Below are 13,500 nucleotides of genomic sequence, written 5' to 3'. Positions count from 1 at the left end.
CACCTGGTCTACCTTCCTTTCTGTGGACCAGCTGATCACGGAAGACCCGACCCACATCGGCCCCTACCGTCTGATCGCCCGGCTCGGCGCCGGCGGCATGGGCCTGGTGTATCTCGGCCGCTCGGAAGCGGGCCGGACCGTGGCCGTGAAGGTGGTGCAGGCGGAGCATGCCGCGCACCAGGAGTTCCGGCGGCGGTTCGCGCGCGAGGTGGCGGCGGCGCGGCGGGTCGGCGGTGCGTGGACAGCGGCGGTGCTCGACGCCGATACGGATGCCCAGGTGCCGTGGGTGGCCACGCAGTACATCCCGGGTCCCGATCTCACCTCCGTGGTCGCCAAGGACTTCGGCCCGCTGCCGGAGGCATCGGTGCGGGTCCTGGCGCACCGGCTCGCCGAGGCGCTGACCGCCGTGCACGCGGCGGGCCTGATCCACCGCGACCTGAAGCCCTCCAACGTCCTGGTGACGGTGGACGGCCCGCGCGTGATCGACTTCGGCATCGCGCGCGCGATGGACAGCCTCACCGCGGACAGTCTGCTCACGCATACGGGGATGCTGATCGGATCGCCCGGCTTCATGTCGCCGGAGCAGGTGCGCGGTCTCGAACTCACTCCGGCGAGCGATGTGTTCTGCCTGGGCGCGGTGCTCGTGTACGCGGCCACGGGCCGGATGCTGTTCGGCGCGGGGACGACGGGCCTGAACGCGCATCTGTTCCGTATCGCGGAGGAGGAGCCCGATCTTGCGGGCGTACCGGATTCACTTCTTCCGCTCGTACGGGAATGTCTGGCCAAGGATCCGTCGCAGCGGCCCACGCCCGCGCAGATCATGGAGCGGACGGCCGTGATGGGGGCGGACGAGTGGCTGCCGGGGGCGGTGCTTGCGCAACTGGGGCGGCATGCGGCGCAGTTGCTGGATTTTGCGCCGGAGACGCGGGCACCGGGGTGGCCGGGCAGCACTGGGGCGCCGGGCGGTCCCGCTACGCCCGGACCGCAGGCCGGTCCCACGACCCCGGGCCCACAGGGCTCCCCCGGAATCCCCCAACATGATGCGGACGCCGGGCCGTTGCCCCCGCCGCCCGGCTACACGCCGACGGCCCACGCGGGCTCGGCGCCCCAGGGGTTCGGGGCTCCACCTCAGGGGTACGGACCACCGTTCCCCGTGCCGCCCGCACCCCTCACCCCGGCCGCCGTGCCGGGCGCGCACCCACGGCGCTGGGCTGCGCTCGTGGTCGCCGCGCTCGCACAGCTCCTCGTCCTGCTCGACATAGCGCTCACGAGCGCGACGTACACGGAGCTCTACGCCGACGTCGGCCTCTCCGGAGACGCCGGCCGCTGGATGTTCTTCGCGTACACGCTCACCTCCGCCTCCTTGCTGCTCCCCGCCGGGCACATCGCGGACCTCGTCGGCCGCAAGCCGCTGCTGATCAGCGGCCTGAGCGCGTTGGCCGGAGCCTCCGCGCTGACCGCGACCGCGCCCGGCGCCGGGATGCTGATCGGCGCCCACGCGCTCCTCGGCACGGGTGCCGCGCTCGTCTCGTCGGCGGCCCTCGGGCTTGTGTCGGCGCACTTCACCGCACCGGGCGAGCGCGCCCGCGCCTTCGGCGTGTACGCCATGGTCGTGGCCGGCGGCGGGGCGCTCGGGTGGCTCGCGGCCGGCAGCATCCAGGAGTTGTTCACCTGGCGGCTGACCCGGTACGCCTTCGCCGCACTCGCCTTGGTCCTGCTGATCGTCGCCGCGAAGGCCGTATACGATCTGCCGCTGCGCCGGGGCGCCCGGTTCGATCTGCCGGGCGTGCTGCTCGGCACGCTCGCCATGTCCGTCTTCGCCCTCGCCTTCGACCAGGTCTCGGTGGGCGGATGGACCGCCGTCCCGCTGGGCGGAATCGCCCTCGGTGGCGTGCTGTTGCTCGCCTTCCTGTGGACTCAGACCCGGTCGGCCTCCGCACTCCTGCCCTCGTACGCGCTGCGCGACCCCAGCCGCAAGGGCGCGCTGCTCACCCTGCTGCTCGCGAGCGGCGCGGCGGCGTCACTGCTCCCGTCAGCCGCCACGTATCTACGGGAGGTCCAGGGGTCTTCTCCGCTGCAGACCGGTGTCTTCCTGCTGCCTCTGGTCGGTGCGGCGGCTCTGGGCGGTCTCCTGGTCGCGCCCCGGCTGCAGGTCCGTGTCGCGCCGAGCGGGCTCATCGTGCCGGGACTGCTCCTTGCGGCGCTCGGCCTGTTCCTGCTCGGGAACTTCACGCCGTCGGGCTCGTACGGCGTCGGCATCCTGCCGAGCCTGGTGCTGTCCGGTCTCGGCCTCGGGCTCGCACTCGCCCCGCTGTTCACCGCTGCCACCGGCGGTCTCGGGCCGCAGGACACGGCGGGCGGCGCGGCGGTCGCGCTCACGGCGCGGGATCTCGGTCTGGGCCTCGGCATCGCGCTGGTGAGCGGCTTTCTCGCCGACGGGATTTCCTTCGGCCGGGACCAATTCGCCCAGTACCTGACGGACTCCTACGGCAAGGCCCTGCACATCTCGGCCGGCGTCATGGTGCTCGGCGCCCTGACGGGCCTGCTGGTCACCGCGCGGAGCGACGCGGCGGAGCCTGTGCGGTCCCGGAGCTGAGGGACCGGAACGCCCCCTTCCCACCCGTACGACATGTCCATGACGATGGACGGGCAGAGGCACCACCCACCGTTCCACGGATCAGGGAGCCCGCCCATGCCCACTCGCCGCACCGTCCTCACGACCGCCACCGCCACCGCGGCCACCGCCGCCACCGCGAGCGCCCTCGCCGCCTCCCCCGCCCAGGCGGCCGAAGGCACCGGCAGCCGCGCCGCCACCACTCAGCCTCCGAGCCGCGAACTCCGCTCCCTCTTAAGGGAGATCGACCCCGCTCGCATCGAGGCCACCGTCCGCAAACTCGCCTCCTTCGGCACCCGGCACACCCTCTCCAGCCAGGACGACCCCGCGCGCGGCATCGGCGCCGCGCGGGACTGGATCCTCGGCGAGCTGAGAACGTACGCCGCCGCGTCCGGCGGCCGGATGACCGCCGAGCTGCAGTCGTACGTGCAGGAGCCGACCCCGCGGATCCCCACCGCCACGCGGATCACCAACGTCCTCGCCACGCTGCGGGGTTCGACCGACCCGAACCGCGTGTACGTGGTCTCCGGGCACTACGACAGCCGCGCCTCCGACGTCATGGACGCCGTATCCGATGCACCGGGCGCCGACGACGACGCCTCCGGGGTCGCGGTCGCGATGGAGCTCGCGCGCGTGATGGCGAGACGCCGCCCCGCCGCGACGATCGTCTTCGCCGCGGTCGCGGGCGAGGAGCAGGGGCTGTTCGGGGCGGCGCACATGGCCGAGCGGTTCAAGGCGGCCGGGGCCGATCTGCAGGGGATGTTCACCAACGACATCGTCGGCAGCTCCAAGGCCGACGACGGGACGTCGGACCCGTACACGATCCGGCTGTTCACCGAGGGGGTGCCCAGCTCCGAGACCCCCGAACAGGCCGCCCTGCGCCGCTCGGTGGGCGGCGAGAACGACTCCGCCACCCGCCAGCTCGCCCGCTTCGTACGCGACACCGCCGACAACGACGCGACCGGTATGCACGTCCGCGTGATCTACCGCCGCGACCGCTATCTGCGCGGCGGCGACCACATTCCGTTCCTCGAACGGGGCTTTGCCGCCTGCCGGTTCACCGAGCCCGCCGAGGACTTCGCGCACCAGCACCAGGACGTACGGGTCGAGGACGGCAAGCAGTACGGGGACCTGCCCGAGTTCTGCGACTTCCCGTTCATCGCGCGCGTGGCCCGCGTGAACGGCGCCGCGCTGTGGACGCTCGCGAACGCGCCCGGCACACCGAAGAGCACGAAGATCGTGACGACAAACCTCACCAACTCCACCGAACTCGTCTGGGACCGCGGCACGGACGCGGACCTCGCGGGCTACGAGGTGGTGTGGCGCGAGACGACGGCCCCCGAGTGGACCCATCTCGTACGGGTGGGTGATGTGACCCGGCACGAGATCGACCTGTCCAAGGACAACGTGTTCTTCGGCGTACGGGCGGTGGGGCGTTCGGGGCTGCGCAGTCCGGTGGCGTTTCCGACCCCGCAGCGCTGAGGTCCTGCGCGGTTCGTTCCCCGTTCCGCTTTCGTTTCGATCATGTTGGTCGAATCCCTGGACACTCCCGTACACCCCTGGTCGAATGACGTCCGATCTTGGGCGCATCTTTTGGTTTCTGTTTGAGTCTGGGGAGGCTGCATATGGCAGTCAGGCGGCGGGAGTTGCTCGGTTTGGCAGGGGCCGCAGTGGGCGCGGGGATCGCAGGGGCGGCCCCCGCCCTCGCGCGCAGCGGGCCCAACGGTTCGACCAAAACGCTCAAGGTGCTGCAGTTCAACATCTGGCTCGGCGGCAGCCGCGTCGAGGGCGGCCGGGCCGGTATCGCGGACACCATCGTGGCCACGCAGCCGGACGTGGTGATGCTCAGCGAGTCGAACCCGGAGCGGGTGGCCAACCTGCTCGCCGATCTCGCCGAGCGCGGGCTGACCTTCTACGACAACAAGAACGCGGCCGACCCGGCGGTGATCTCGCGCTACCCGATCATCGAGCAGCAGGGGTTCACGTCCTGGTCGAAGGCCGTCATCGACGTCGACGGCACCCAGATCGCGGCGTACTCCGGGCACCTCAAGTACACGTTCTACGTCAACTACCTGCCGCGCGGTTACGGCGGCGGCGTGCCGGCTCCGTACGAGACCTCCGAGTACGGCTGGAACGAGATCCCGACCGGACCGATCACCGACGTCGGCCTCATCACGCGCCTCAACGAGGCCTCGGGCCGCACTGCCGTGACGAAGACAATGCTGGAGGACGCCGCGAAGGAGCGCGCCAAGGGCCGCCTCGTCGTGCTCGCCGGAGACTTCAACGAGCCCTCGCACCGCGACTGGACGGGCCGCACCCGCAACCTCTTCGACCACAACGGCACGGTGATCGAGTGGTCGACGACCAAGGCCATCGAGGACGCCGGGTTCCGCGACAGCTACCGCGAGATCCACCCCGACCCCGTCCGCACGCCGGGCTTCACCTGGCCCAGCGACAACGCGGGCGCGGACCCGAGCCAGCTCACCTGGGCGCCCAAGGCGGACGAGCGGGACCGTATCGACTTCGTCTTCTACCACCCGGACGGGCGGCTGCGCCTGGTCGACAGCGTGATCGTGGGTCCTTCGACGACGATCGTGCGCAACGAGCGGGTCGAGGAGACGGGCGACGATCCCTTTGTGGAGCCGACCACTTGGACCTGGCCGACGGACCACAAGTGCGTGCTGAGCACGTTCCGGGTGCGGACGGGCAGCTGAACTCGGGGCCGGGGGTGTCCGCTCAGGCAGACACCCCCACCGCCGCCCGCGCCGCCTCCGCGTACCCCTTCACCAGCGGCCGCGCGTCATCGGCCCGCCACGCCAGCGCGAACCGGCTCGGCGTCACGCCGTCCACCGGCCGCGTCACCACGCCGCCGCGCGCCACCAGCGGGATGTTCCCCGTCGCGATCAGGCAGATCCCGCGCCCGTCCACCAGCGCCTCGTACGTCTCGTCGACGCTCGCGATCTCCGCTCCGATACGGGGCGGTCGGCCGGCGCGTTCGTCCAAGGCGAGCCAGTAATACCGGAGTTCGGCGGCCTCGCGCGGCAGGGCGAGGAAGGGTTCGTCGAGCAGGTCGGCGAAGGCGATCCGCTCGCGCGCCGCCAGCGGGTGGCCCTCGGGGAGCGCCACCTGCCGCGGCTCGGTCGCGAGCACCACCCACCGGTAGCGCGCCGGATCCGCGAGCGGCAGCCAGACGAAGGCGATATCGCTGGACCCGTCCGCGAGCCCCGCCGTCGGGTCCTCCCAGCCGACCTGACGCATCTGCACCTCGGCCGTCGGATACGCCTCCGTGAACCGCGACCGGATCGCGGGCCGCAGACCGCCGCGCGCCGGGCTGTGGCTCATGCCGACGACCAGCGTGGCGCGGCTGCGCCGCTTGGCCACCTCGACCGCCGCCTCGGCCGCTTCCCACGCGGCGAGCACCCGCCTTGCGTGCGGCAGGAGTTCAGCGCCGACCGGCGTGAGCCGCACCCCGTGCCGGTCGCGCTCCAACAGCTCGGCCCCCAACTGCCTCTCAAGCGCCCGTATCTGCTTGCTCAGCGCGGGCTGCGATACGTAGAGCAGCTCGGCGGCGCGCGTGAAGTGCAGCTCGTCGGCCACTGCCACGAAGTAGCGCAGATCCCGTCCGTGGACATCCATAACCCATGGCTATCACGACAGATCTTGGACGGGGAAGGGGCTGCCGGGAGAGGCTGAACTCCGTTACAGAGAAGGCCACTTCGAGGGGGAATACCATGAGCAAGGTCTGGCTGATCACGGGAGCGAACAGCGGCTTCGGGCGGGCGTTCACCGAGGCGGCGGTCGGCGCGGGCGATGTGGTCGTGGCCGCGGCCCGGCGTATCAACACGCTGGACGATCTGGTGGCGGCCCACCCCGACCAGGTCGAGGCGGTCACGCTGGACGTGACGGACCTCCCCGCGATCGACGCGGTGGTCGCGGATGTCGTCAAGCGCCACGGACGCATCGACGTCCTGATCAACAACGCGGGCCGTACGCACGTCGGTTCGGTCGAGGAGAACGGCGACGCGGAGCTCCGCTCGCTCTTCGACCTCCACTTCTTCGGGCCCGCGGCCCTCACCCGCGCGGTCCTGCCGCACATGCGGGCCCGGCGCTCGGGCGCAATCGTCCAGCTGAGCAGTGTGGGCGGTCAGATGTCGATGGCCGGCTTCGGCGCGTACAGCGCGACGAAGTTCGCCCTCGAAGGGCTCTCGGAAGCACTGCGGGCGGAGGTGAAGCCGCTCGGCATCGACGTCCTGATCGTCGAACCCGGCGCGTTCCGCACAAGCCTGTTCGGCAACCACAGTCTGAGCGCCGGCTCGATCGAGGATTACGAGGAGACGGTGGGCGCGACCCGCGCCTACGTCGAGACGGGCGGCGGCACCCAGGCGGGCGACCCGGCGAAGGCCGCGGCCGCGGTCCTGGCCGCCCTCGACACCGACGAGACTCCCCTGCGTCTGGCCCTCGGCGCCGACTCGATCGACACGATCCACGCCCACCTGGACCAGGTCCGCGCGGACCTCACGGCGTGGGACAAGGTGGGGCGGGAGACGACGTTCGACGCGTGAGGCTCGCGGCGGTGGGGCCCGTACCCGTCCGGGGTGCGGGCGCCCGCGCGTCAGCGGACGTAGTTCTTGAGGATCTCGGTGTCGAGGGTGATGTTTACGGGGTCGGGGAGGGCAACCGTTCCACCGAAGTGGACGGTGTGCTGGATGCGGTAGCCACCGTGCTCGGTATCCGGGTCGGTGTGGACGATGAGTGCGCCCTTGTCCCGGTCGATCAGCAGATAGACCGGGATTCCGGCGCCTGCGTAGGCATCGGGCTTTTCCGCGCGGTCCCGGTTGTCGGTGTCGGAGTCGTACGAGGTGATCTCGACCGCCATAAGTACGCCGTCAGGGTCCGCCCACTCCCCTTGCCCGGCGAAATGAGCCTCAGGCACCAGCGAGCCGTCCGGGCGGGCACGCCCCTTGCGGTATCCCTCGACGATCAGTCCCTGCCCGGTGTACAGGTCCAGATCCGGACGGGCGGCCATGCACCGCTTGGCCAGCCACGTCACGATCGTTTCGTGATCCCCGTCCGGCACAGCCTTCACTCCGATCCGTCCGTCGATGAACTCCAACGTGACGGTCTCGGGCGCGGCGGAGGCGATCTGCTCGAACTCCTCCACGTCCATCTGTGCCGTGCGCTCAGCCATAACCGTCATGCTGCACTCCCTTCCTGACGGGCGCCAGTGTGTCCGGACACGCGGAAGGGGTGGGTCGCATCCCAGTGCGACCCACCCCTTCGAGTGAGCAAGTGATCGCTTACCGATCAGGCTCCTACAGGAACGAGTTGATCTCGATCGTCTCGGTCCGGCCCGGGCCCACGCCGATCGCCGAGATCGGCGCGCCCGACATCTCCTCGAGCGCCTTCACGTACGCCTGCGCGTTCTTCGGCAGGTCGGCGAAGGTCTGCGCCTTGGTGATGTCCTCGGACCAGCCGGGCAGGTACTCGTAGATGGGCTTCGCGTGGTGGAAGTCCGTCTGGGAGTACGGGAGTTCCTCGACGCGCTTGCCGTCGATCTCGTACGCGACGCAGACCGGGATCTGCTCCCAGCCGGTGAGCACGTCCAGCTTGGTGAGGAAGAAGTCCGTGAGGCCGTTCACGCGGGTCGCGTACCGGGCGATCACGGCGTCGAACCAGCCGCAGCGGCGGTCACGGCCGGTGGTCACACCGCGCTCGCCGCCGATGCGGCGCAGGTCCTCGCCGTCCTTGTCGAAGAGCTCGGTCGGGAACGGTCCTGCGCCGACACGCGTCGTGTACGCCTTGAGGATGCCGATGACCCGCGAGATCTTCGTCGGGCCGACACCGGCACCCGTGCACGCGCCGCCCGAGGTCGGGTTCGAGGACGTGACGAACGGATACGTGCCGTGGTCCACGTCGAGCAGCGTGCCCTGGCCGCCCTCGAAGAGGACGACCTTGCCCTCGTCGATGGCGTTGTTCAGGATCAGCGTGGTGTCCGCGACGAAGGGCTTGATCTGCTCCGCGTACTGGAGCATCTCCTCGACGATCTTGCCGGACTCGATCGCACGCCGGTTGTACAGCTTGGTGAGCAGCTGGTTCTTGACCTCGAGCGCCGCTTCGACCTTCTGGGTGAGGATCGACTCGTCGTACAGGTCCTGGACGCGGATACCGACGCGGTTGATCTTGTCGGCGTAGGTCGGGCCGATGCCGCGACCGGTGGTGCCGATCTTCCGCTTGCCGAGGAAGCGTTCCGTCACCTTGTCGACCGTGACGTTGTACGGCGTGATCAGGTGCGCGTTGCCGCTGATCAGGAGCTTGGACGTGTCGACACCGCGGTCGTTCAGTCCGCTCAGCTCGGAGAGCAGGACGGCCGGGTCGACGACGACACCATTGCCGATGACCGGAGTACATCCAGGCGAGAGGATGCCGGAGGGGAGCAAGTGGAGCGCATACTTCTGGTCGCCTACGACAACCGTGTGACCGGCATTGTTGCCGCCCTGGTAACGCACCACATAGTCAACGGAGCCACCGAGCAGGTCGGTGGCCTTTCCCTTGCCCTCGTCACCCCACTGAGCACCGAGCAGCACAAGTGCGGGCACAGGCGTACACCCCTTCCGGGCGGGGCATGTCCAAGGTCAGGGGCGTACGCGAATACGTACACCGCGACCCTCGTTGGCCGCACCCGTCGGACCGGTTGCCCCGGAATAGACGAAGCCCCTGGCGCAATAGCGCAAGGGGCTCTTGCACAAAGATGCTACCCCGTACCTTGAGGAAGGACCGAGGTGTCGGCTCCAGCGCCCGCTGCGAAGAGCTCCCAGCCGCTCCTTGTCGTCATCGATCCCGCCGCCAGACGCATGGACGGCGAGTCCGTGCGGATCGCCAAGGACGTGCTGTGCGCACGGGCCTGCGGACCGGTGAAGATCTGTCTGCCGGACGGACCGGAGGAATTCGCCCGGGCGCTGCGGCGCCGGGGCTCGCGCAGACCCGTGGTCGTCGGCGACGACCGTGCCCTGCTGCGGGCGGTCTCCGTCCTGCACCGCGAGCGCGAGCTGGCCTCGTCGGTCCTCTCGCTCGTCCCCGTGGGCACGCTGACCCGGCTCGCACTGGGGCTGGGGGTGCCCGCAGGCACGGTCGCGGCGGCCTCCGCGGTCCTGGACGGCGAGGCCCGGCAGCTGGATCTCCTGGTCGACGACAGCGACGGTGTGGTGGTCGGCGATCTGCGGATCCCCGCGCTCCCGGCCTCCGCGCACGGGCCGGACCCCTGGTGGGCGCCGCCGCTGCGGACCTGCCAGTCGCTCGTACGGACGCTCGTACGGCCCTCTCCGCAGTCCTCGCCCGGGCCCTCGCGGCTCCGTGTGGAGGCGGACGGGGTGACGCTGGTGGATCTGGACCAGCCGGTCGAGGACGTCTGCGTGACGACCTCACGGGGAGGTTTCGCCCGGGTCGAGGTCCATCCGACCTCGGTGGGCGCGGCAACTCAGGCGCTGCACGCCCGCGCCCGCACGGTCACGGTCTCCGGCCCGGACTTCCGCTACCGCGCGGACGCGCTGACGGCGGGGCCGGTACGGACACGGACGTGGACGGTACGGGCGGGGGCTTGGGCGCTGACGCTGCCGAACACCCACTAGGCGCCGGACACGGCAGCGTCTAGGCGCCGAACACGGAATCCCTGTGCGCCCGCCAGCGCTCCAGGAGTCCGGCCAGCTCCTGCTCCAGGAACTCGAAGAACTCCAGCGTCTCCGACATCCGCCGCCCCGCCGCCGTATCGGCGCCGACGCTTTCGACGCCCTCCCTGAGGGTGCCCTCCCACCGCTTCAGGACCTGGTCGCGGTTGGTCAGCGCCTCGTACCAGCTGGAGGCGTGGACCCGGTAGCGCTCACGGCGCGAACCGGGTTCACGTTCCCGCGTGACCATGTGCACCTGCGCCAGATAGCGGACCGCACCGGAGATCGCCGCCGGGCTGACCTTGAGCCGCTCGCTGAGCTCGGCCGAGCTCATGGCGCCGGACTCGGACGACAGCAGGGCACCGAAAACGCGCGCGGGCATCCGCTGCATCCCCGCCTCCGCCAGCTGCGCGGCGAAGGTCTCCACGAACCGGTCCACCCGCTCGTCCCGCACGCCCGGCTCGTTCTCGAGGTCGTTCCCTGCAGCCATGTCCCGATCATCTCCCCTGCTCACCGGCCCGGCTCTGAGTTTATACGCTTCCTTAACTTCACAAATTTCTGAAAGTACCGTACGTTCAAAAACATGACGAAGGCAATCACCGTCTCCGGACTGCACAAGTCGTTCGGCAAGACACACGCTCTGGACGGCCTCGACCTGGAGGTCGAGACCGGTGAGGTCCACGGCTTCCTCGGCCCGAACGGAGCCGGCAAGTCGACCACGATCCGCGTCCTGCTCGGCCTCCTGCGTGCGGATTCGGGCGCCGCCCAGCTGCTCGGCAAGGATCCGTGGCACGACGCGGTGGAGCTGCACCGCCGTATCGCCTACGTCCCCGGTGACGTGACGCTGTGGCGCAACCTCAGCGGCGGCGAGGTCATCGACCTGTACGGCAGGCTGCGCGGCGGACTCGACAAGGCCCGGCGGGCCGATCTGATCGAGCGCTTCGAACTCGATCCGACCAAGAAGGGCCGTACGTACTCCAAGGGCAACCGGCAGAAGGTCGCCCTGGTCGCGGCCTTCGCGTCGGACGTCGACCTGCTGATCCTCGACGAGCCCACCTCCGGGCTCGACCCCCTCATGGAGGAGGTCTTCCAGGAGTGCGTACGCGAGGAGCAGTCCCGCGGCCGCACCGTGCTCCTGTCGAGCCACATCCTCAGCGAGGTCGAGGAGCTCTGCGACCGGGTGTCGATCATCCGCAAGGGCGCGACGGTGGAGACCGGCTCGCTGGCCGATCTGCGTCATCTGACCCGTACGGCCATCAGCGCCGAACTCACCGGCGCACCCAACGGGTTGGCGCAGCTGCCGGGCGTCCACGACCTGGACATCCAGGGCAACCGGGTCCGTCTCCAGGTCGACTCGGACAAGCTCGACGCGGTGCTCAGGTCGCTCACCGACTCCGGCGTACGGACCCTGACGAGCACTCCGCCGACCCTGGAGGAGCTGTTCATGCGGCACTACCAGGACGACGTACGCACGGAAGAGGCGATGGCGCGATGACTGCCGTGGCCACCCCGCACGGCGGAGCCGCCCAGGGACACTTCGCCCCGCGCACCGGCGGCAACCGTCATCTCGCGGGCACGGGCGCCCTGCTCCGGCTGGCGCTGCGCCGCGACCGGATCATGCTGCCGCTGTGGGTGCTCGCCATCGGCGGGACCACGGCGGGCGCCGCGGGCTCGCTCGGCTCCGTCTACAACACCCCCGAGGAGCGGGCGAACGTCATCTCCTCGATGGAGACGAACAGTTCGCTGCGTTCGCTGTACGGACCGGTCTTCAACGACTCGCTCGGTGCGCTCGTCTCCTGGCGGTACGTGGCGTTCATGGGCGCGTTCGCCGCGGTGATGAGCCTGCTGCTCGTCGTACGGCACACCCGCGAGGAGGAGGAGACCGGCCGGCAGGAGATGCTGTCGTCCGCGATGGTGGGGCGGCGCGCGCCGCTCACGGCCGCGCTCCTGGTGGCACTGATCGCCAACGCGGGGATCGCGCTGCTCACCACGCTCGGCCTCGCAAGCGAAGGCCTGTCCGGCGCCCTCGCACTCGGGCTCGCGATCGGCGGGGTCGGCATGGCCTTCGCGACCATGGCGGCCGTGATGGCCCAGCTCACCGAGACCGCACGGCTCGCCAAGGGCCTGACCGCCGCCGTACTGGGTCTGGCCTGGGCACTCAAGGCGGCCGGCGACGCGGCCTCCACCGACGGCTCGCACGTCCTGACCTGGCTCTCGCCCATCGGCTGGGCCGAGAACATCCGCGCCTTCGCCGGTGAACGCTGGTGGGTGGCGCTCCTGTTCGCGGCCGTGATCGTGATCCAGGGCGCCGTCGCGTACCACCTCGCGGGCCGCCGCGATGTGGGCATGAGCTTCCTGCCGGCCCGGCCCGGACCCGCCAACGGGCGCCTGGCCACGGCCACTTCGCTGGCCTGGCGGCTGCAGCGCGGTTCGCTGCTCGGCTGGGGCATCGGCTTCCTGCTCGCCGGGATCATGTTCGGCGCGATGACGGAGGGCGCGGCGGATCTCGTCGGCGACAACGAGAACACCCGCGAGATCCTGGAGCGTATGGGCGGCCAGGCCGGCATCACCAACGCCTTCCTGGGCGCGATGATCGGCATGCTGGCGATGCTCGCCGCGCTGTATGCCGTGCAGTCGGTGCTCCGCCTGAACGGCGAGGAGACCTCGCAGCGCGCCGAACCGATCCTCGCGGGCGCGGTCGGCCGGACCACCTGGGCGGCGGGCCATCTGTACGTGGCGTTCGGCGGCGCGGCCCTGATCATGCTGCTCGGCGGCGCGGGCCTCGCGGCCGGCTACGGCAAGGACTTCGGACCGATCCTGGGCGCGGTGCTCGTGCAGTCCGTGGCGGTCTGGCTGCTCGGCTCGTTCGCGGTGCTGGTCTACGGCCTGTTCCCGAAGGCCGCCGCCCTCGGCTGGGCCTACGCGGGCCTGTCCCTGGCCCTCGGCTGGCTGGGCGCCGCGCTCAACCTGCCGTCAGCCGTCATGAACCTGTCCCCGTTCGAGCACCTGCCGAAGCTGCCGGGCAACGCGATGGAGTGGACACCGGTGCTCGTCCAGCTCGCGCTTGCGGTGGTGTTCACGGTGGCGGGTCTGGTGGGGCTGCGGCGGCGGGACATGCAGTCCTGAGCCCGGACAGTCCCCGCCCTCCCTGGGGGCCGAAGCCCTTTCAAGGGTATCGGCCCCCACTGACAATCCCGCTCGTCGGCAATCCCGTTCGCCGGCATG

11 protein-coding genes are annotated in these 13,500 nt (G+C 70.5%); 7 read left to right on the top strand and 4 right to left on the bottom strand.

All coding sequences use genetic code 11. The features are described from left to right. The first annotated feature begins 22 nt into the window (after positions 1–22). The 3 genes from H9Y04_RS18540 to H9Y04_RS18530 all read left to right on the top strand — a co-directional run bounded on the left by H9Y04_RS18540 (position 23) and on the right by H9Y04_RS18530 (position 5,328). Positions 23–2,596 (top strand): bifunctional serine/threonine protein kinase/MFS transporter, encoded by a 2,574-nt coding sequence (locus H9Y04_RS18540; protein WP_187814976.1) that lies wholly within the window; start codon positions 23–25, stop codon positions 2,594–2,596. Positions 2,597–2,692: 96 nt separating this feature from the next. Beyond that, positions 2,693–4,096, top strand: a complete 1,404-nt coding sequence (locus tag H9Y04_RS18535) for a M20/M25/M40 family metallo-hydrolase (protein WP_187814975.1) — start codon at positions 2,693–2,695, stop codon at positions 4,094–4,096. Positions 4,097–4,239: 143 nt separating this feature from the next. Beyond that, positions 4,240–5,328, top strand: a complete 1,089-nt coding sequence (locus tag H9Y04_RS18530) for an endonuclease/exonuclease/phosphatase family protein (protein ID WP_187814974.1) — start codon at positions 4,240–4,242, stop codon at positions 5,326–5,328. A 22-nt stretch (positions 5,329–5,350) separates the two neighbouring features. On the opposite strand, the gene H9Y04_RS18525 is transcribed toward H9Y04_RS18530, so the two are convergent. Beyond that, a complete protein-coding gene (locus H9Y04_RS18525; protein ID WP_187814973.1) occupies positions 5,351–6,250 on the bottom strand; it encodes a LysR family transcriptional regulator in 900 nt (299 codons plus the stop codon). Between the two features lie 95 nt (positions 6,251–6,345). On the opposite strand from H9Y04_RS18525, the gene H9Y04_RS18520 reads away from it, so the two are divergent. Then, positions 6,346–7,176: an oxidoreductase gene (locus H9Y04_RS18520; protein WP_187814972.1), complete on the top strand. Its 831-nt coding sequence runs from the start codon at positions 6,346–6,348 to the stop codon at positions 7,174–7,176. A gap of 50 nt (positions 7,177–7,226) precedes the next feature. Here the strand turns inward: H9Y04_RS18520 and H9Y04_RS18515 are convergent, their stop codons facing one another. Next, the gene (locus tag H9Y04_RS18515; RefSeq protein WP_187814971.1) at positions 7,227–7,811 is read right to left on the bottom strand and encodes a Uma2 family endonuclease; all 585 of its coding nucleotides are present in this window, start codon (positions 7,809–7,811) and stop codon (positions 7,227–7,229) included. Between the two features lie 115 nt (positions 7,812–7,926). Then, positions 7,927–9,210 carry an adenylosuccinate synthase gene (locus tag H9Y04_RS18510; protein ID WP_165333245.1) on the bottom strand — a complete coding sequence of 428 codons (1,284 nt, stop codon included), beginning with the start codon at positions 9,208–9,210 and terminating at the stop codon, positions 7,927–7,929. 255 nt (positions 9,211–9,465) lie between these two features. On the opposite strand from H9Y04_RS18510, the gene H9Y04_RS18505 reads away from it, so the two are divergent. Then, positions 9,466–10,239: a diacylglycerol kinase gene (locus tag H9Y04_RS18505; RefSeq protein WP_214661378.1), complete on the top strand. Its 774-nt coding sequence runs from the start codon at positions 9,466–9,468 to the stop codon at positions 10,237–10,239. A gap of 19 nt (positions 10,240–10,258) precedes the next feature. On the opposite strand, the gene H9Y04_RS18500 is transcribed toward H9Y04_RS18505, so the two are convergent. Further along, complete coding sequence (locus H9Y04_RS18500) at positions 10,259–10,765, bottom strand: GbsR/MarR family transcriptional regulator (protein WP_187814969.1); 507 nt, start codon at positions 10,763–10,765, stop codon at positions 10,259–10,261. A 93-nt stretch (positions 10,766–10,858) separates the two neighbouring features. On the opposite strand from H9Y04_RS18500, the gene H9Y04_RS18495 reads away from it, so the two are divergent. Further along, positions 10,859–11,770 carry an ABC transporter ATP-binding protein gene (locus H9Y04_RS18495; RefSeq protein WP_187814968.1) on the top strand — a complete coding sequence of 304 codons (912 nt, stop codon included), beginning with the start codon at positions 10,859–10,861 and terminating at the stop codon, positions 11,768–11,770. Next, a complete protein-coding gene (locus tag H9Y04_RS18490) occupies positions 11,767–13,401 on the top strand; it encodes an ABC transporter permease (protein ID WP_187814967.1) in 1,635 nt (544 codons plus the stop codon). Before H9Y04_RS18495 ends, H9Y04_RS18490 begins: the two co-directional genes overlap by 4 nt. Positions 13,402–13,500 lie beyond the last annotated feature (99 nt).

It is taken from the genome of Streptomyces polyasparticus (assembly GCF_014493765.1).
GTDB classification, from domain to species: Bacteria; Actinomycetota; Actinomycetes; order Streptomycetales; family Streptomycetaceae; genus Streptomyces; species Streptomyces polyasparticus.
This window is presented reverse-complemented; position numbering and strand designations above follow the sequence as displayed.